This window comes from Streptomyces sp. E11-3 (genome assembly GCF_046540415.1).
GTDB lineage: Bacteria > Actinomycetota > Actinomycetes > Streptomycetales > Streptomycetaceae > Streptomyces.
This window is the reverse complement of the sequence record NZ_JAZGRL010000001.1, coordinates 2,672,526-2,691,658: the sequence shown is the minus strand read 5'-3', so window position 1 is coordinate 2,691,658 and position 19,133 is coordinate 2,672,526. Positions and strand designations below refer to the sequence as shown.

The 19,133-nt window shown below is 70.2% G+C and carries 13 protein-coding genes; 3 read left to right on the top strand and 10 right to left on the bottom strand.

Going from position 1 to position 19,133, the window contains the following annotated elements; genetic code table 11:
- Nucleotides 1-49: 49 nt before the first annotated feature.
- From U9R90_RS12060 to U9R90_RS12050, 3 genes are all read right to left on the bottom strand, one after another.
- Nucleotides 50-583: an alkyl hydroperoxide reductase gene (locus U9R90_RS12060; protein ID WP_411056429.1), complete on the bottom strand. Its 534-nt coding sequence runs from the start codon at nt 581-583 to the stop codon at nt 50-52.
- A gap of 15 nt (nt 584-598) precedes the next feature.
- Entirely contained in the window at nt 599-1,153 is a 555-nt protein-coding gene (locus U9R90_RS12055; protein WP_411056428.1) for a peroxiredoxin, read from the bottom strand.
- 254 nt (nt 1,154-1,407) lie between these two features.
- Nucleotides 1,408-3,291: a PA domain-containing protein gene (locus U9R90_RS12050; RefSeq protein WP_411056427.1), complete on the bottom strand. Its 1,884-nt coding sequence runs from the start codon at nt 3,289-3,291 to the stop codon at nt 1,408-1,410.
- Between the two features lie 175 nt (nt 3,292-3,466).
- Here U9R90_RS12050 and U9R90_RS12045 point away from each other — a divergent pair, with 175 nt between their 5' ends.
- The gene (locus U9R90_RS12045) at nt 3,467-4,450 is read left to right on the top strand and encodes a hydrogen peroxide-inducible genes activator (RefSeq protein WP_411056426.1); all 984 of its coding nucleotides are present in this window, start codon (nt 3,467-3,469) and stop codon (nt 4,448-4,450) included.
- Between the two features lie 79 nt (nt 4,451-4,529).
- On the opposite strand, the gene U9R90_RS12040 is transcribed toward U9R90_RS12045, so the two are convergent.
- The 3 genes from U9R90_RS12040 to U9R90_RS12030 are packed head-to-tail and all read right to left on the bottom strand — an operon-like array spanning nt 4,530 to nt 8,145.
- Nucleotides 4,530-6,941 carry an ABC transporter permease gene (locus U9R90_RS12040; RefSeq protein WP_411056425.1) on the bottom strand — a complete coding sequence of 804 codons (2,412 nt, stop codon included), beginning with the start codon at nt 6,939-6,941 and terminating at the stop codon, nt 4,530-4,532.
- Complete coding sequence (locus tag U9R90_RS12035; protein ID WP_411056424.1) at nt 6,938-7,624, bottom strand: ABC transporter ATP-binding protein; 687 nt, start codon at nt 7,622-7,624, stop codon at nt 6,938-6,940. Before U9R90_RS12035 ends, U9R90_RS12040 begins: the two co-directional genes overlap by 4 nt.
- Nucleotides 7,621-8,145 (bottom strand): PadR family transcriptional regulator, encoded by a 525-nt coding sequence (locus U9R90_RS12030; RefSeq protein WP_411056423.1) that lies wholly within the window; start codon nt 8,143-8,145, stop codon nt 7,621-7,623. The genes U9R90_RS12035 and U9R90_RS12030 overlap by 4 nt, the downstream gene beginning before the upstream one ends.
- Before the next feature lie 249 nt (nt 8,146-8,394).
- Here U9R90_RS12030 and U9R90_RS12025 point away from each other — a divergent pair, with 249 nt between their 5' ends.
- On the top strand, nt 8,395-10,632 hold the full coding sequence (locus U9R90_RS12025) for a transglycosylase domain-containing protein (RefSeq protein ID WP_411056422.1): 2,238 nt from the start codon (nt 8,395-8,397) through the stop codon (nt 10,630-10,632).
- 81 nt (nt 10,633-10,713) lie between these two features.
- Here the strand turns inward: U9R90_RS12025 and U9R90_RS12020 are convergent, their stop codons facing one another.
- The 4 genes from U9R90_RS12020 to U9R90_RS12005 all read right to left on the bottom strand — a co-directional run bounded on the left by U9R90_RS12020 (nt 10,714) and on the right by U9R90_RS12005 (nt 17,298).
- A complete protein-coding gene (locus U9R90_RS12020; protein WP_411056421.1) occupies nt 10,714-12,177 on the bottom strand; it encodes a catalase in 1,464 nt (487 codons plus the stop codon).
- 155 nt (nt 12,178-12,332) lie between these two features.
- Nucleotides 12,333-14,546: a SpoIIE family protein phosphatase gene (locus U9R90_RS12015; protein WP_411057718.1), complete on the bottom strand. Its 2,214-nt coding sequence runs from the start codon at nt 14,544-14,546 to the stop codon at nt 12,333-12,335.
- Nucleotides 14,547-15,095: 549 nt separating this feature from the next.
- The gene (locus U9R90_RS12010; protein WP_411056420.1) at nt 15,096-15,758 is read right to left on the bottom strand and encodes a DUF402 domain-containing protein; all 663 of its coding nucleotides are present in this window, start codon (nt 15,756-15,758) and stop codon (nt 15,096-15,098) included.
- Between the two features lie 142 nt (nt 15,759-15,900).
- On the bottom strand, nt 15,901-17,298 hold the full coding sequence (locus U9R90_RS12005) for a class II fumarate hydratase (RefSeq protein WP_411056419.1): 1,398 nt from the start codon (nt 17,296-17,298) through the stop codon (nt 15,901-15,903).
- A gap of 105 nt (nt 17,299-17,403) precedes the next feature.
- Here U9R90_RS12005 and U9R90_RS12000 point away from each other — a divergent pair, with 105 nt between their 5' ends.
- A complete protein-coding gene (locus U9R90_RS12000; protein WP_411056418.1) occupies nt 17,404-18,972 on the top strand; it encodes a ricin-type beta-trefoil lectin domain protein in 1,569 nt (522 codons plus the stop codon).
- Nucleotides 18,973-19,133: the final 161 nt, after the last annotated feature.

Genomic DNA, 19,133 nt, shown 5'->3' with positions numbered 1-19,133 from the left:
CCTGAGAGCCCGGCCGGCGATCGGCGTTCAGAGGGAGTGGCGCGGCGGATCAGGCCGCCAGCGTCGCCTCGGCGTCCAGCGTCGCACCCACGGCCTGGATGACCGCGGCGATCTTGACCGCCTCCTGGACCGTCTCGCGGTCCATCCCCGCCTTGCGCAGCACCTGCTCGTGCGAGTCGAGGCACTGCCCGCAGCCGTTGATCGCGGAGACCGCGAGGGACCACAGCTCGAAGTCGACCTTCTCGACGCCCGGGTTGCCGATGACGTTCATCCGCAGACCGGCGCGCATCGCCTGGTACTCCGGGTCGGAGAGCAGGTGACGCGTGCGGTAGAAGACGTTGTTCATCGCCATGATCGCGGCGGCGGACTTCGCGGCGGTGTACGCCTCGGCCGACAGGTTGGCCTTGGCCTCCGGCTCCAGCTCGCGCAGCACCTTGGGGGAGCGGGACGCGATCGCGCAGGCGAGCACGGTGCCCCACAGCTGCTGCTGCGGCAGGTCGGAGTTGCCGATGACCGAACCGAGGTTCAGCTTCAGGTCCTTGGCGTAGTCCGGTATGGCGGACTTCAGTTCGTCGAGAGCCATCTCAGTTCAGCCCGCTCACTCGCCGGAGAGGAGCGCGACCGGGTCGAGGGTGTCCTGACCCTGGGTCCAGTTGCACGGGCAGAGCTCGTCGGTCTGCAGCGCGTCCAGAACCCGCAGGACCTCCTTGGGGTTACGGCCGACGGAGCCGGCGGTCACCATGGAGAACTGGATCTCGTTGTTCTGGTCGACGATGAAGACGGCACGCTGGGCGAAACCGTCGGCGCCCTCGACACCGCAGTCGCGCATCAGCTCGTGCTTGGAGTCGGCGAGCATCGGGAAGGGCAGGTCACGCAGGTCGGCGTGGTCCTTGCGCCAGGCGTGGTGCACGAACTCGGAGTCACCGGAGACGCCCAGGATCTGCGCGTCGCGGTCGGCGAACTCCTCGTTCAGCTTGCCGAAGGCGGCGATCTCGGTCGGGCAGACGAAGGTGAAGTCCTTCGGCCAGAAGAACACCACGCGCCACTTGCCCTCGTAGGACTTGTGGTCGATCTGCGCGAACTCCTTGCCGCTCTCCAGCGACACGCAGGCGGTCAGGTCGTAGGTGGGGAACTTGTCACCGACAGTGAGCACTCAGCTCTCCTTGCAGCAAGGAAAGCCCGATATCGGGCTTTCCGGGAGGGTTGGACGGATGGAGATAGTGACACGGGCGGCGTTGATCACGGAAATCGCAATACGTGGCCTAGTTGATCGGGTGCGCCTATCAGTGTGGACGTGAGAGCGGGGCCGCACCCATGTCGATGGCGCGGCCCCGCTGTGTCACCGGCTGCTATGTGTCACCGGCCCGTCCGTGTCACCGGCTCCTATGCGTCACCGGCTGCTCCGTGTCACTGGCCTCCGGTGTACTCGAAGATGTAGAGCCCGTGATCACGGTCCGAGGCGGCGACGTACTCCTTGCCGCCGGACTCGAAGACCTGGGCTCCCCAGAAGTTGTTGCCGCCCTCGTCGATGTAGTGGCCGACCTCGACGATCTTGTCGTCGTCGATCTTGGCCACCCGCAGTCCGGCCGAGTAGTACGAGAAGTAGAGCAGATCGGCGCGCTGCTCGGACACCGCGACCTCGTGGATGGACAGGTCGCCGAAGCCCGTCGCGTAGGCCGGGTCGTGCGCCTCGGGGACCGCGTAGGTGTCGAGCTCGGTGAGCTTGCCGTTCTCGTTGCGGTACAGGTGCGCGTAGCCCCAGCCGTCGAAGTACGAGGAGAAGGTGACGCGGTCGCCCTTGGTGCCCAGCGGCACCGGCAGCGCGCCGGGTCCTGATCCGGCCTCGCAGGCCTCGTCGTCGTAGGGCTGGTCGAAGAGGGCGAAGCCCTGGCCGCGCGGTGCGATGCCGAAGGTGTGGATGTCGCCCTCGACGCTCATGGAGAGCGTCTGGTCGCAGCCGCCGGGGTTGCCGTGGTTGAAGATCAGCACCGCGTCGTAGCCACCGGCCGCGACGACATTGGCGACCTTCTCGGTGAAGGTGCACGCGCCGCGCTCCACGACGGCGACGTCCGCGGCGTCCGGGTCACCGGCGGGGACCGCCGCGTCGCCGTTGCAGGCGCGGCCCACGAACACCGAGTCGCCGGTGACCGTCTGGCCCTGCTCAAGACGCTTGGTGTTGCTGCCCTGGCTTGCGGTGACCTCGGTGTCGTCGGTGACGTTGCGCGCGGTGAGGGCGTACGGCCCGAAGTCCTCGTCGGCGCCGACGATGTACTTGTCGTCGAGCGTGAACTCGGCCTGGTGGGCGTTGCCTTCGGGCGCGACCTCCAGGCCGCTCTCCTGGCCCTCGGGGTCGAGCGGCGCGAAGTCCGAGTCACCGACGTAGGTGACGTTCTTCGGGTCGGTCACATCGAGCGTCACATAGCCCGCGTCCCAGTAGGAGGCGAGCAGGATCTGCCGGCCGTCGACCTCCTTGACGACCATGTCGTGCAGGAAGATCTCGGTGAGGTTGGCGGGTGCGCCCTGGACGATCTGCGGGAAGGCCTCGTCGAGGTCGTACTCGGCGATGACCTTGGCCTTCTTGGGGTTGGTGATGTCGACGATGTCGACGTCGGGGCCCTCTTCGTTGTCGACGATCACGGCGTACGCCTTGTCGCCCGCGTCCCAGGCGAAGACGCTGTGGATTTCGTTCGCGTCCTTCTTGCCCTGGCCCGTGACCGAGTGGTCGCCGACGCCTTCCGCGAGCGGCGTCGGGTGGGCCGGGGCGCTGACGTCGTAGAGGTTCATGCCGCCGAATCCGGCGGTCTCCTTGCACTTCTCGTTGTTGGAGACGAGGACGTCCCCGTCGAAGTACGGCGTGTCGATGTGCAGCGTCTGGATGCCTTCGCCGGGGTAGCTGCCCTCCTTGGACTGGATGAAGGAGACTTCCTCCGGGGCCTCGGGGTTACGGATGTCCACGACGTGCACGCCGTTGTACTTGCAGGTCGCGCCGCCCCAGGCGGCGAGGTAGGCGTGTCCGTCGAAGACGCCGACGTCGGCTATCTTCTCGGGTTCGACGTTCTTGAGACCGAGCTTGCTGACCAGGCGGACGTTCTCGCTGCCGGTGGGCAGATGGCCTTCGTCACCACCGTGCTGGTGGCTGTGGTGACCGTGGGTGGCCTTGGCGTTGTCGATGCCGCCGTCGTCGGCGGAGGCACCGTCGTGCGCCAGGGCCGTACCGGCAAGTGCGCTGGCGGCGAGGGTAAGCGCCGCGATACAGCTCACGCTGGTGTTGCGCATGCGGGCTCTTCGCATGGCTCTCCTTGACCTGAGAGGGAGAAGAAGCGTGGGAGGCTCGGGGAACTTACTGTGCAGGTGGCGCCCGGGGATAGAGGCGGGACGGCACGTTAACGTGATCGTCTTTCGGCAGGTCGCCGAAAGTGCGACATGGCGTGACCATCCCGGTCGTGCTGATCGGAGGTGGTTGTCAGTGGCCGGTAGCCCTATCGGTGGTCAGCGGGGAAGCGGCGGCGGAGGCCGGGCCAAGCAGCCCACGCTGGCGCAGCTGCGCGCGTTCGCGGCCGTCGCGGAGCATCTGCACTTCCGGGACGCGGCCGCGGCGATCGGGATGAGCCAGCCCGCGCTGTCGGGGGCGGTCTCGGCGCTGGAGGAGGTGCTCGGCGTACAGCTGCTTGAGCGTACGACGCGCAAGGTGCTGCTCTCGCCCGCGGGTGAGCGGCTCGCGGTGCGGGCGCAGGGGGTGCTGGCGGCCGTGGGGTCACTGATGGAGGAGGCCGAGGCGGTGCGCGGGCCGTTCACCGGTGTGCTGCGGCTCGGGGCGATTCCGACGGTGGCGCCGTATCTGCTGCCCACCGTGCTGCGGCTGGTGCACGAGCGGTATCCGGCGCTGGAGTTGGAGGTGCACGAGGAGCAGACCGCGTCGCTGCTCGACGGGTTGCAGTCGGGACGGCTGGATCTGCTGCTGCTCGCGGTACCGCTGGGGGCGCCGGGGGTGAGTGAACTTCCGTTGTTCGATGAGGACTTCGTCCTCGTCACGCCGCTGGACCACTGGCTGGGTGGACGGGAGGGGATCCCTCGTGAGGCCCTCAAGTCGTTGAACCTGCTGTTGTTGGACGAGGGACACTGTCTGCGGGATCAGGCGCTGGACATCTGCCGGGAGGCCGGGCGCGGGGATGTGCCGGTGTCCACGACCGCGGCGGGGCTCTCCACGCTGGTGCAGCTGGTGGCGGGCGGGCTCGGGGTCACGCTGCTGCCGCGTACCGCGGTGAAGGTGGAGACCAGCCGGTCGAGTCAGCTGCTGACGGGGTACTTCGCTGAGCCCGCGCCGACCCGGCGGATCGCGCTCGCGATGCGTACGGGGGCCGCGCGGGCCGCGGAGTACGAGGAGCTGGCGGCGGCACTGCGGGAGGCGATGCGGGCGCTGCCGGTACGGGTGGTCGGCGAGGGCGGCTAGCCGGGCTCCCCGTGGCGCGACCATATGGCGCGACCAGCGCGACCATATGGCGCAACCAAGGGGAGCCCGGCCCGCGTACTCACTCCGTACGCAGCCCGTCCGGGCGCATCAGCCGCAGCAGCGGCGGCAGGCTGAGGGCCGTCACCAGGAGGACGACCCCCGCGGCGATGCCCGTCATCGCGGCGACGCCCGCCCAGTCCACGGCGATCGGGGCGGCGGACATCTTCAGCAGCACGGCGCCAAGCGCCAGTCCCACGCCGGCCGCGAGGACCAGGCCGAGGCCGATCGGGATCGCGGTCTGCCACAGGACCGAGAGGCTCAGCGTCCGGCGCCGGGTGCCGAAGGCGACCAGCGCGGAGAGCAGCTTCTTGCGCTCGCGGAGCTGCTCCAGCTGCGAGACCAGCAGGCTCGCGCCGATCAGGAGCATCACGCAGGCGGCGCCGACGAACAGGCCGGTGCGGATGGCGGTGAAGCGGCTCGCCTGCTCGGTGGCCGTGTAGGTGATCGCGTCCAGATCCGGGTGCGTGAGCGCGGCGGCGTTGCGTACGTACTCAAGGACATCCGGCACCGACCGGTCGACCTCGACGTAGACGTTGGTGTGGGTCAGGGCAGCCGCCGCGGCGGGCAGCGCGCCCGGTGTGGCGAGGACTCCGCCGGTCGGTTCGCCGTTCGGGGCCTTGCCGCCGACGACCTCACGGGGCGAATCGGGGACGGTCCACGCGACCTCACTGGCGGGGTCGTCCTCGTAGCCCGGGTCGAGGAACAGCTTCCTGCCCGGCTTGGCGACCTTGGCCGCGTCCGCGTAGTCCTCCGCGGACGCGTCGGGGGTCGGCACGAGGAAGACGTCGCCGTCCCGACAGGACGGCAGCTTCGCCAGCTCGCGCAGGGCGTCGCAGCTGCCGACCGTCAACTGGGTGCTGTCCTTGGGGTCCTTGGCCTCGGCGGCCAGGTCGGTGGAGGACAGCGCCCAGGCGTTCAGCACGCCCTTCTGGTCCTGGAGCCTGCGGCTGACCTCGGCGGTCTGGCGGGCCGCGTCGGTGCCCTGCCGCACGTAGACCTCCATCTGGGCGCGCTCCAGGTCCTTTCCGGTCTCCTTGGTGAAGTCGCCCTCGACCCCGGCGAACAGCATCTGGAGGGCGATCGCACCCGCCACGGCCACCGCGATGCCGTTGACCATGGTGGCCGCGGTGCCGCTGCTCAACTGCAGGCGCCGTACGGCTAGTTGCCAGGAGAGGCCGCCCCCGCCGAGCCGTCGTACGAAGGCCTCGACCAGCCACGGCAGCAGGGCGGTGACGGCGAGCAGGATCAGCACCACACCGATGGTGACCATCCACTCGTTGAAGCTGTCGCCCGAGTCGCCGCGCCCGAACATCGGGTAGAGCAGCGCGACTCCGGCCACCGGCAGCAGCAGCCGCCACCACAGGCGCCGCCGCCGCGGCTTGGCCGTACGCACCACACCGAGCGGCTCGATGACCACGCCGCGCAGCGCGAACAGGGTCACCCCGACCGCGGCGGCGGGTACCGCGGCCGCGACCAGCACGGCCAGCGCGAGCGACGGGTTCAGATCGTGCGGGAAGACACTCCGGTCGAAGAGCTCCACACCGCTGGCGAACTGCCGGGTGACCAGGAACATCACGGCTCCGAGCAGCAGCCCGAGCAGGGCGCCCGCGAAGGCCTCGCCCGCGGCGACCCGCCGTACCATCCGGCCGTCGGCGCCGATCAGCCGCAGCGCGGCCAGGCGCCGGTCGCGCCGCTCGCCGCCGAACCGTACGGCTGCGGCGATGAACACCCCGACCGGCATCAGCAGGACGACGAACACGACCAGGACGAGCAGCGTCAGGACAGGGCCCATGGGCTCCGGCCTGAGCTCTTCGCCGAAGGAGTCGAGACGCGCGACCGGATGGCCGTACGGCGAGACCGTCAGGCTGTCCGAGCCCGCGTAGTAGGTGAGCTCGGTGGGGCCGATCAGACCGTCGTCGCTGATGGTGCCGACCGTCCGGTAGTTCAGGCGCTGGGCCAGCAGCTCGCCGCCGGGGGAGTCGAGGAGGTCGCGCAGGGCGGGCGAGACGACCATCTCGCCGGCTCCCGGCAGCTTCGCGACACCGGGCGGCCTGGGCGCGCTGGAGCCCTCGGCCTGGAGCAGGCGGCCGCGGATGTCGTCTTCGCGGAACGTGGTGTCGGTGCGCAGGACCAGCAGCGTGTCGTCGGCCTTGGGCAGGACCTCGGAGCTGAAGAGCGCGTCGTTGCGCTCGGCCTCGCGGTCGCTGCGGCTCTGCAGCGCGTTCGGGACCGCGGTGGTGACCAGCAGCAGGGCCACGCCGAGGCCGACGCCGACGGCGGTCAGCAGCGTACGGAACCAGCCTTCGCGGCCGCCCGCGACGGCGAACCGTACGCCCATGCCCAGGTCGCGGACCCAGGCGCCGAGCAGTCCGGGCCGCGGGGGCTTCGCCGGGTTCGGGGGCGCGGTGGGCGGCGGGGAGAGCGTGGTCATATGGCCCGCTCCATGTCCCGGGACTTGCCGTCGCGTACGACGATCTCGCGGTCGGAGTACGCGGCGACCCGCGTCTCGTGGGTGACCAGGACGACGGCCGCGTTGGTGGACCGGGCGGCCTCGGTGAGCAGTTCCATCACCCGCTCGCCGTTGAGCGAGTCCAGGGCGCCGGTCGGTTCGTCGGCGAAGATCATCCGTGGCCCGGTGACCAGCGCGCGGGCGATCGCGACGCGCTGGCCCTGGCCGCCGGAGACCTCGCCGGGGCGCTTGGCCCTGAGGTCGTCGACCTCCAGGCGTTCCATCCAGTGCAGCGCGGTGCGCTCGGCTTCCCTGCGCTTGGTGCCGGTCAGCCGCAGCGGCAGCGCGACGTTCTCGGCGCAGGTCAGCTCGGGCACCAGCTGGCCGAACTGGAAGACGAAGCCGAACTCGGTGCGGCGCAGGGCGCTGCGCTCGGCGTCACTCATCGCCGACAGCTCGCGGCCGTGGTACGTGATCGTGCCGGAGTCCGGCGTGACGATCCCGGCGAGGCAGTGCAGCAGCGTCGACTTGCCGGACCCGGAGGGGCCCATCACGGCCACGATCTCGCCGGCGTGGATGGAGAACTCCGCGCCGTCCAGGGCGTTGGTCGGGCCGTACGCCTTGCGCAGGTCACGGGCGGTCAGGAGGGCACCGGCGGGGGTCATGCGCCGACCGCCTTTCCGAGCTTGTCGAGACGGGCGGCGGTCAGTTCCAGCCACCGCAGGTCGGCTTCGAGGTGGAACAGGGCGTGGTCGCAGATCAGCTGGTCGGCGAGGTCGCCCTTGCGTTTGCGGTCGGTGAGGATGCGCATCATCCGCAGATGCTCGGCGCGCTGGGTGTCGAGCAGGTCGGCGGCGTCCCGGCGGGTGAGCAGGGCGAGCACGACCTTGGTGTAGAGGGTCGAGGTCAGATACGGCTCGGGCTTCTCGGGCGTCGCGAGCCACCGCTCGACGTCGGTGATCCCGGCCTCGGTGATCGCGTACCGCTTGCGCTCGGGGCCGTCACCCGCCTCTATTCCGTCGACCTCCACGAGGCCGTTCTTCAGGAGCCGCGACATGGTCGAGTAGACCTGCCCGTAGTGCAGCGGCTTGTCGTGACCGAACTTTTCGTCGAAGGCGCGCTTGAGGTCGTAGCCGTGGCGCGGGCCGGACTCCAGGAGTCCGAGCAGGGTGTGACCGATGGACATGGCGAGCACTGTACACGGCGTGTATACCTGCCGTGTATAGCTTCGATGTATACCGAGGTGTGCGCGCCACCCTCGAAACGTCGTGCGAGGCGGCAGGCAACCCTTTGCGGTCTTCGGGAGTCGGTTCCCGTGAGGGCGGGTGCTGATTGTCACGTCCACAAAAGACCGGATCGCATGTCGTTTGTCCCTATCGCCGGTGTTAGCTTTCAAAGCTGACCGGGGGACCACAGTGACTGGAGCAGCGGAGTAATGAGCCGAGCGGAAGCCAGACGAGCGCAGCAGGGCGGCGCGCGCCGCGGCATACGCCGTTTCTTCACCTGGAAGAAGGTCCTCGGGTCGTTCTTCGGGCTTGTGCTGCTCGGCATGGCCGGTTTCGTCGGCCTCTATCTGTACGTCGACGTCCCCAAGGCCAACGCCGACGCCGAGTTCCAGAGCAACGTCTACAAGTACAGCGACGGCTCGATCCTGACCCGTACCGGCAAGCGCAACCGCGAGATCGTCGGCCTGGACCGCATACCCAAGGACGTCAGGAACGCCTTCGTCGCCGCCGAGAACAAGTCCTTCTACAAGGACAAGGGTGTCGACTTCAAGGGCACCGCCCGCGGTCTGCTGAACACCGTCAGGGGCAAGGGCAAGCAGGGTGGCTCGACGATCACCCAGCAGTACGTCAAGAACTACTACCTCACCCACGACCAGACGGTCAGCCGCAAGCTCAAGGAACTGGTCATCGCCCTCAAGGTGGACCAGAAGAAGAGCAAGGACGACATCCTCGTCGGCTATATGAACACCGCGTACTACGGCCGAGGCGCGTACGGAATCCAGGCCGCCGCCCAGGCCTACTACGGCGTCGACTCCGAGGACCTGAGCGTCGAGCAGGGCGCCTATCTCGCCGCACTGCTCCAGGCGCCGAATCAATACGACTGGGCGATAGCCAGCGACACCGGCAAGAAGCTGGCCCAGGAGCGCTGGAACTACGTCCTGGACAACATGGTCGGGGAGGACTGGCTGGACTCCGGGAAGCGGGCCGGGATGACGTTCCCCGAACCTGATGACCCGAAGCCGGTGGCGGGCCAGGAGGGCCAGGTCGGCTACCTCGTGAACGCGGCCAAGCAGGAGGTCATGGAGGCCAACGGTCTTACCGAGGCGGAGTTCGATCAGGGCGGCTTCACGATCACCCTCAACATCGACAAGAAGAAGCAGAAGCAGCTGGAGAAGGCGGTCTCCGGTGAGCTGACCGACCAGCTCAAGCCGGAGAGCAGCAAGGTCGACGCGGCCGTCCAGGCCGGCGCCGCGTCCGTGGACCCCAAGACCGGCCGGGTGGTCGCGCTGTACGGCGGCGTGGACTACACCAAGCACTACCGGTCCAACGCCACCCGCACCGACTACCAGCCCGCCTCCACCTTCAAGCCGCTGATCTTCGCCGCCGCGCTGGAGCACGAGGCCAAGACCCAGGACGGCAAGCCGATCACGGCGAACACCGTCTACAACGGCGACAGCAAGACCCCCGTCAAGGGCAGCGACGTCGCCTACGCGCCGCCGAACCAGGGCAACGTCGACTACGGCCCAGTCACCGTCCAGAAGGCCATGAACAAGTCCGTGAACTCCGTCTTCGCGCAGATGGGCGTGGACGTCGGCATGGACAAGGTCATGGAGATGGCCGGCACGCTCGGCATGGACGTCGAGGACCAGCAGGCCGTGCCCGCCCAGGCCCTGGGCACGATGGGCGCCAGCCCGCTGCAGATGGCCGGGGTCTACGCGACCTTCGCCAACCACGGCAAGCAGGTCGACCCGGCGGTGGTGCGCTCCGCCGAGCACATCGGCGGCAAGATCGACCTCAAGGATCCGATCGGCGACCAGGTGCTCAGCCGCTCCACCGCGGACTCCGTCACCTCCGTACTGACCGGCGTGGTCGACGACGGCACCGGCTCGGTGGTACGCAACGCCCGCCAGGCCGTCGCGGGCAAGACCGGAACGTCGGACGACAACAAGTCCGCCTGGTTCGCCGGCTTCACGCCGAAGCTGGTCACCGCGGTCGGCATCTTCGGTGAGGCGCCCCCCTCCGAGGGCGGCAAGCAGGTCTCGCTGCGTGGCATGACCGGCACGACGGGCCAGGGCAGCGTCGCGGGCGGTAGCTTCCCGGCCCGGATCTGGGCCGCGTACACCTTCAACATCATGGGCGCTCCGGCCAAGTTCGACCTGGACACGACCATGGGCGCGGCGGTCGCCCCGCCGCCGGAGCCGTCGCCGTCCGAGGAGCCGACGCCGTCCGAGGAGCCGTCCGAGGAGCCGTCGGAGGAGCCGACCGAGGAGCCGGAGCCCCCGACGACCCAGCCGCCCACCCAGGAGCCGGAGCCGCCGACCCAGGAGCCGACCGAGGATCCGTCGCCGCCGACGATCGAGCCGCCCGAGCCGACGGACCAGCCGGACCCGACCGGGGAGCCCACGATCGGCATCCCCGAGGATCCCGAAGAGCCACAGGCCGAATGACCCCGGCGCGTACGGCGTAACCAGGCGCCCGGAGCCACCACACGGTGGCCCCGGGCGCCTGGTCGTGCGCGTACCGCGTGATCAGCCGCCGTTGACGCGGGTGGCGATACTGTCGCCGAGCTCCTTGTCGATGGTGCGCCAGTACTGGAACGCACGGTCCAGGACCGGGCGCGAGACGCCCTGCCCAAGATGCCCGCTGACGTTCGACACCAGGCGTTCCCGCGCGGCGTCGTCCAGGACCTGCCGGACCATCGTGCCCGGCTGGCTCCAGTCGTCGTCCTCGCGGTGGAGCTTGTACGCCTCGCGCACCATCTCGCCCGCCGTCTCCCAGCCCGCAGGGTCCCCGAAGGACCCCTCGTCGGCGGCCGGGCCACCATAGGAGTTGGGCGCGTACACCGCCCCGACGCGCGCGGGCTCGTACCGCATGGGCCCGTCCTTCGCGTACGAACTGACCTGCGAGCGCGGCCGGTTGGGGGGCAGCTGCGCGTAGTTCGGGCCGATCCGGTAGCGGTGCGTGTCCGGGTACGAGAAGAGCCGGCCGAGCAGCATCTTGTCCGGGGACGGGCCGATGCCCGGGACCAGGTTCGACGGCTCGAAGGCGGCCTGCTCGATGTGGATGAAGTAGTCCTCCGGGTTCTTGTCGAGCCTCATCCGGCCGACCTCGATCAGCGGGTAGTCGCCGTGCGGCCACACCTTGGTCAGGTCGAAGGGGTTGAAGCGGTAGTCGGGGGCGTGCTCGAACGGCATGATCTGGACGTTGACCGTCCAGCTCGGCGCGTTCCCTGACCTGATCGACTCGTACAGGTCGCGGCGGTGCACGTCGGCGTCCGTGCCCGCGAGCTCGTCCGCCGTGCTCTGCGGCAGGAACTCGATGCCCTGGTCCGTCTTGATGTGGTACTTGACCCAGAACCGCTCGCCGCCGCCGTTGACCCACATGTACGTGTGGGACGAGTACCCGTTCATATGGCGGTAGCTCTTGGGGATGCCGCGGTCGCCCATCAGCCACGTCACCATGTGCGCGGACTCGGGGGACAGGGTCCAGAAGTCCCACTGCATGTCGTTGTCGCGCAGCCCGCTCTCCGGGCGGCGCTTCTGCGAGCGGATGAAGTCCTGGAATTTCATCGGGTCACGGACGAAGAAGATGGGGGTGTTGTTGCCCACCAGGTCGTAGTTGCCGTGCTCCGTATAGAACTTGAGGGCGAAACCGCGCGGGTCCCGCCAGGTGTCGGGGGAGCCCTGCTCACCGGCGACCGTCGAGAAGCGGGCCAGCATCTCGGTGCGCCTGCCCGGCTGGAAGAGGTCGGCCTTGGTGAACTGGCTTACGTCGTTGGTGACTTCGAAGGTTCCGTACGCGCCCGCGCCCTTGGCGTGGACCACCCGCTCGGGGACCCGTTCACGGTTGAACTGGGCCATCTTCTCGATCAGGTAGTGGTCCTGGAGCAGGATCGGGCCGTTGGATCCGACGGTGAGCGAATGGGCGTCGCTCTCCACCGGGATTCCGGAGTTGGATGTGGTGTACGGGACCTTCCGCGGGGTCTCGCTCACGAGCGTCCTCCCGTCATGAAGAAAGTCGTCAGGCCGCTTCGTTCACCCCGCCAGTCAACTCCGCCGACGCCCTGTCGGCAACATTTCCGTTTCGGCCACCAGGGCGCCTGATCCGCCGGACAGGCGGACAGCCGGACAGGCGGCCCTGGCGCCGCTCAGCTCCGGTTCAGCTCGAACCAGACCACCTTCCCGGTCGAGAGCCGGGTCGCGCCCCACCGCCTGGCCAGGCGGTTCACCAGGTACAGCCCGCGGCCGCCCTCGTCGGTGGCCCGTGCCTGGCGCAGCCGGGGCAGCTGCGGTACGTCGTCGCCGACCTCGCAGCGCAGCACGTCGGTACGGAGCAGCCGCAGCGTGACCGGCCGGGTCGCGTACCGCACGGCATTCGTCACCACCTCGCTGACCAGCAGCTCGACCGAGTCCGTGAGCTCCTCCAGGCCCCAGCGCTGCAGCGCGCGCCGGGCCAGGCGGCGGGCGCGGGAGGGTGCCGCGTCCTCCGGCTCCAGGTACCAGTACGCCACGTCGCTGGGCGCGATGCCGTCGAAGCGGGCGGCGAGCAGCGCGATGTCGTCGTCCCGGTCGCCCGGGCCGAGTATGTCGAGCACCTCGTCACACAGCGCCTCCAGCGGCGGCGGGTGGTCGGGTCCGGTCAGCCGGGCGGTGGCGGCCATCCGCTCGCGCAGCTGCTCGATGCCGGTCCACACGTCGCGCAGCCGGGACTCGACCAGGCCGTCCGTGTAGAGCAGCAGCGTCGCCCCGGCCGGGGCGTCCAGCTCCACGGCCTCGAAGTCGACGCCGCCGACCCCGATCGGCGCGCCCGGCGGCACCCGGAGCACCTCGGCGCGGCCGCCCAGGTGCAGCAGCACCGGTGGCGGATGTCCCGCGTTGGCGATGGTGATGCGGTGCGCGACCGGGTCGTACACCGCGTACATGCAGGTCGCCATGCGGTCGCTGCCGAGCCGCTGGGCCTGCTCGTCCAGGTGGTGCAGCACCTCCTGGGGCGGCAGGTCCAGGCCCGCGAGGGTCTGGGCCGTGGTGCGCAGCTGGCCCATGATCGCCGCCGAGGTCATGGAGTGGCCCATGACATCGCCGACCACCAGCGCGACCCGGCTGCCGGGCAGCGGGATCGCGTCGTACCAGTCGCCGCCGACCCGGGCCGTCTCGGCGGCCGGGAGGTAGCGGCTGGCCAGTCGTACGCCGGTGGGCTGCGGCAGCGTCTCGGGCAGCATGGTGCGCTGCAGCTCGTCCGCGATGTACGCCTCGCGGCCGTAGAGGACCGCCTTGTCGATGCCGAGCGCGGTGTGGGTCGCCAGCTGGGCGGCGACCAGCAGGTCGTCCGGGTCGAAGGCCGTACGGTCGGGCCGCCGCAGGAACACGGCGGCGCCGATCACCCGGCGCCGTCCCCTGAGCGGCGCGAGGATCGCGCGGGGGCCGGACGGCACCGTCCAGCTCTCGCCGAGCAGCTCGGGCAGCGCGTCCTCGGCGGACGCCGCGTCGGCGAAGACCGGGCGTACGCCTCTGAGCACCTCGGCGAGCGCGCCGCCGGTGCGCACCTCGCAGAGTTCGGCCGCGGGGGTGTCGCCTGGCTGGAGCTGGAGCGCGGCCGACAGCACGCCCCGCTCGGGCTCGGGCTGCTCATCCGCTAGGGCCTCGGCCACCTCGTCCATCAGCCGCAGCTGGTCGGTACGGCGCAGCCGCAGGACGACCGGGCCGACCGGGCGCTCGTCGCCGACCGGCAGGGGGTCGCGCAGGTAGACCAGGATCGCGTCCGAGAAGGTCGGCACGGTGGCCCGGCAGAGCCCCATCACGATCTCGTCGAGGTCTATCCCTCGGGCGATCCGCCGTGTCGCGGCCCCGACGAACCGCAGCCGGTCGCCTTCCCGCCGCCCGCCGCGCCCACCGAGCGCGGCCGCGGTGTGCGAGCCGCCGCCGGCTCCGCCCGCGGCGCCGGGCTCGGTGCGCGGCTCGGGCACGCCCGCGACGGGCTGAGCGCCTGGCCGCGGACCTGCCTTGCCTGGCGTAACCAGCTCACCGGTGCCGGTGCCGGTGCCGGTGTCGGTGTCGGTGTCGGTGGTCGCGTGGCGCACCTCGCCGGTGCCTTCCGAGCGGCGGAGGTCCGGCTCCCGTGCGGTGCCTTCGTTCTCGGCGTGCGGCTCGCCGTCGCCGTCCGGGCAGGCCGTCGCCGCGGCGCCGTTCGCGGGGGCGGTGGCCCGCACCCGGGACGCGGGCACCGTCCCCGGGCCGCCCGGCAGACCGGGCGCGGCGTGCGCGCTGTCGGTGGGCTGCACCGGGATGCTGTCCTGCGCCTTCCCCTTGGCCCGCGGGTTACGCCTCGTGCGCGGGGGCTCGTCCTCCGCGGGCCTCGGACGCACCCGGTGGCCGGCGGTCTCCGCCGGGTCGGGCGTCGGGGGCTGGGTGTGCTCGGCGGTGGCGGGGACGCCGTCCTGCGGCGGTAAGGACGCGGTCGCCGTGTCCAGGGGACCGGCGGTGTCCGGCGCGGCCTGCGGCTTCGGGGATCGCTGGTGTGCCCCGCGGGTGTCCGCGGGGGCGGTCGGCTGGGCCGTGCCGCACTGTCGACCCTCGTGCGATGTGGGGTGCTCCGTCACGCGTTTTGCATCCGTCCGTCCGGGGCTGCGCGCCCGGCGTTCCCACGTCCCGTTGTGCGCGGCCCGGCGCAAGTCATCCCCCAAACCGGATACCCCGAATGGGTGCCCCCGGAACGGAACTTCCACGCCATCGCGTCGGAACTGCCCGGTGGTCTCACAACCACCCCGGCGTACCTTTCGTCCACGTCCTGCCGCCCCTCAGTGACGTACATCGGTCAAATGCCGGGTGTGCTCCGACAGTTGCTGTCGTGCTTCTGGCACGCGCCCTTGCGGAGGACGATCCTACGTTTGCACCACGGGGGCGCGGCAAGGGTCTCATGAGGACACATGCGCGGGCGTACGGTCCCAGTCATCCGGAAGCGCCGGTACGCGCCAGGCGGGATCAGGCCGCCAGTGCTGCCAGCCCGCCGTGAACGGCTCTCCCCACGCCTCGATCTCCTCGACCGCCGCCCGGCCCGCCGCGCGTACATCCCGCGCCTGCCCCTTGGCCATCAGCCCGACCCGCTGCGCCTGGGCGAACTCGTCCTCGTCGCGCCAGTGCCAACTGCGGTCCGGGTACACCGAGATGTCCAGGAAGTGATCCTCCGAGTCGACCCCGTCTGACCAGCGGGTACGCGGCGCTTCGAGGTTGACGTACCAGTTCTTGAAGCGCCAGCCCGGCTCCCAGAACAGCCACACCGACCACGGCTGGCCGGGCCGCGCCAGCTTCAGTACGCCCGTACCGAACCAGCGGTCGCGGCGCACCGCGCGCGGCTTGGTGTAGCGCGTGGCGAGCGGTTCGTGGTGCACGGGCGTGCCGTCGGCTATCACCGGCTTGACGCATTCGGTCCCGGGTGCGAGCCAGACGGCGAGCAGTTCGCCGGTGTCCCGGACGACGGTCACGGGGCGGCAGATGTGCGGGTGGGGGCCGCCGTTCTCCCGGTACCGCCACAGGATGTGACTCCCTGGCGCCCAGTGCGCCGCCGTGTGCTCTGTCATGCGCAGATCTTAGGCGGGGGTGCGCGGAGGCACTCGGGGGGCACTCGGACGGGCCGAAATCAGCCCGTCCGGTTCCGGTCGCGCGGCGGTCGAGGCGCCCTGGAGGTGCCTCGGGGGTGCCTCGGGGCGCTCCAAGGGTCTTTCAGGGGCGGGTCATCCGCAACACGTCCAGCGCCTCGTCGAGTTGCTCGACCGTGAGGTCGCCCCGCTCGACGTATCCGCCCGCCAGGACCACCTCACGGATCGTGCGCCGCTCGGCGAGCGACTTCTTGGCGACCTTCGCGGCCTCCTCGTATCCGATGTACTTGTTCAGCGGTGTCACCACGGACGGCGACGACTCGGCGTACTCGCGGGCCCGTTCGGCGTTGGCGGTGATCCCGTCGACCGTACGGTCGGCCAGCAGCCGGGACGCGGCGGCCAGCAGCCGTACCGACTCCAGGACGTTCTTGGCGATCACCGGCAGCATGACGTTCAGTTCGAAGTTCCCGGCGGCGCCCGCGGTCGCGACCGTCGCGTCGTTTCCGGTCACCTGGGCGGCGGCCATCAGGACCGCCTCCGGGATCACCGGGTTCACCTTGCCCGGCATGATCGACGAACCGGGCTGCAGATCGGGGAGGTTGATCTCGGCGAGCCCGGTGCGCGGCCCGGACGCCATCCAGCGCAGATCGTTGGCGATCTTCGTCAGGCCGACCGCGACCACCCGCAGTTGGCCGGACGTCTCCACGATCGCGTCGCGCGCGCCCTGTGCCTCGAAGTGGTCGCGCGCCTCGGTGAGCGGCAGGCCGGTCGCCCGCGCGACCTCGGCGATCACGGCCGCCGCGAACCCCGGTGGCGTGTTGATCCCGGTGCCGACGGCCGTACCGCCGAGCGGCAGTTCGGCCAGCCGTGGCAGCGCGGACCGCAGCCGCTCGACGCCGTACCGCATCTGCGCCGCGTAGCCGCCGAACTCCTGACCGAGCGTCACGGGTGTGGCATCCATCAGATGGGTCCGCCCGGACTTCACGACCTCGGCGAACTCCTCGGACTTGCGCTCCAGGGACGCCGCCAGGTGTTCCAGGGCCGGGATCAGGTCTCCGGTCACGGCAGCGGTCGCGGCGATGTGGATCGAGGAGGGGAAGACGTCGTTGGACGACTGGGAGGCGTTCACCTGGTCGTTGGGGTGGACGTCGCGGCCCAGGCGCTCCCCGGCGAGCGTGGCCAGCACCTCGTTGGTGTTCATGTTGGACGACGTACCGGAGCCGGTCTGGAAGACGTCGACCGGGAAGTGCGCGTCCCAGCGGCCGTCCGCGACCTCGGCGGCGGCGTCCTGGATGGCCTCGGCGACGTCCTTGTCGATGACCCCGAGTTCGGCGTTCACCTTGGCCGCGGCGGCCTTGATACGGGCCAGCGCCGCGATGTGCGCGGACTCCAGGGGCTGCCCGGAGATCGGGAAGTTCTCCACGGCGCGCTGGGTCTGGGCCCGCCACTTGGCGTGCGCGGGAACCCGCACCTCACCCATGGAGTCATGTTCGATCCGGTACTGATCATCTTTGCTCGTCATCGTGATCTCCTCCGAAAAGTTGAGCACTTGTCTTGTTCGGGCTATTCCCAACTCGCCTACCGGCCAGTAAATACCGGGGGTAACAGTGAAATCGGGGAGGCGCCCATGCAACACACCAGATCCACGACCAGACGCACCAGCCCACGCATCAGACACACCAGCCCACGCATCAGGTGCACCGTCGCCGCCGCGGCGGCGGCCGCAGTCGCCCTGCTCGGCCTCAACGCTCCCATCAGCCAGGCCGCGCCCGCGCCCGCACCAGCGGCACCCGCATCGACCCCCCTTCCACCCGAACTCGAGAAGATCCGCGCCGCCGAGGCGACCGAGCTCTACGGCGACCCGGCCGAACGCCCCATGAACGAGCGCCAGTCCGGCCTGATCTCACTCGGCGACAGCGAGATCTCCGGCGAGGGAGCCGGATCGTACGAACCCGGCACGGACGGCCCCGACAACTGGTGCCACCGCTCCAAGGTCGCCGCGATCCACCGCACCAGCATCCCCGCCGACCAGACGTACAACGTCGCCTGCTCCGGCGCGTACTCCGGCAACATCAAGATCGGCGGCAGCAAGCAGTACGCCGACGAACTGGTGCAGAGCGACAGCCTCGCCATCAAGGCCAGGAACACGAAGATCAAGATGGTGCTGCTGGTCGCGGGCGCCAACGACGACCTCCAGTTCGGCCCCGTCATGACCGACTGCGTGGTCCGCTGGTTCACCTTCCAGGGCGCCTGCGAGCCCAAGTACGCCCCCGGCTGGCAGGGCAGGGTCGACGCCCTGAAGCCCAAGGTCGAGGATACGGTGGGCGATCTGCGTACCGTGATGCGCGACGCGGGCTACACGGACGACTCGTACAAGCTGGTCGTGATGAGCTACCCGAGCCCCATCGGCCCGGACATCTACGACAACCCCAAGTTCCCCGGGAAGATCCCCGGCGGCTGCACCGGCTACGACTCCGACGCGTCCTGGGGCCGCAACTACGCCGTACCCACCTTCGAGACCGGCATCCGGGCCGCGGCACGGAACAGCGGCGCCACCTACCTCGACAACTCCCGGCTCTTCCACGGCCATGAGGTCTGCATGGAGCAGACCTGGGCCCGCGGCCTCTACCTGGAACTGGGCAACCCCTTCCCACCGGACGAGAACACCGCACGCCAGTCCTTCCACCCGAACGCGGCCGGCCACGGCGCCTTCGCGACCTGCCTGACGCAGCTGTACGACTCCGGCCTGGACGAGGCCAGTTGCGCCGACCCGGCGAGCACGGGCAGCCCGAAGCTGTATCCGGGCGTACTGAGCGAGAAGTTCGCCCCGCTGAGGAACGAGGCGACCGGCACCTGTGTCGACGCGTCAGGCGCCAGCAGCCGCAACGGCACCAAGGTCATCGGCTGGGACTGCTCGGGCGAACGCAACCAGGGCTGGTGGTACGACGCGGCCCGTAAGTCGCTGCACATCGAGCAGACCCACGACCGCTGCCTCGACGTCCGCGAGGGCAAGTACACCGAGGGCGCGGCCGTCACCCTCTGGAACTGCCACGGCGGCGCCAACCAGCGCTTCACCAGCGAGTCGGGCACCCTGCGCCCGGCCGAGGCCCCCGGCCTCTGCCTGACGCTGGCCTCACCCAAGGACGGGGTGAAACTCCAGAAGTGCGACGGCTCGGCCGGCCAGCGCTTCGCGTAGACCGTACGACTACACCCTGACGGACCGCCCGCCGCTGTCGAGTGACAGCGGCGGGCGGCCCGTTTCCCGCTTCCGGCAACGAGCGTGGCGCCCTCCTGCCGCGCCCGGCCGTGGCAGCCCGCCCGGCGACAGGAGAGGATGACACCGGGGAGGGGATGCGT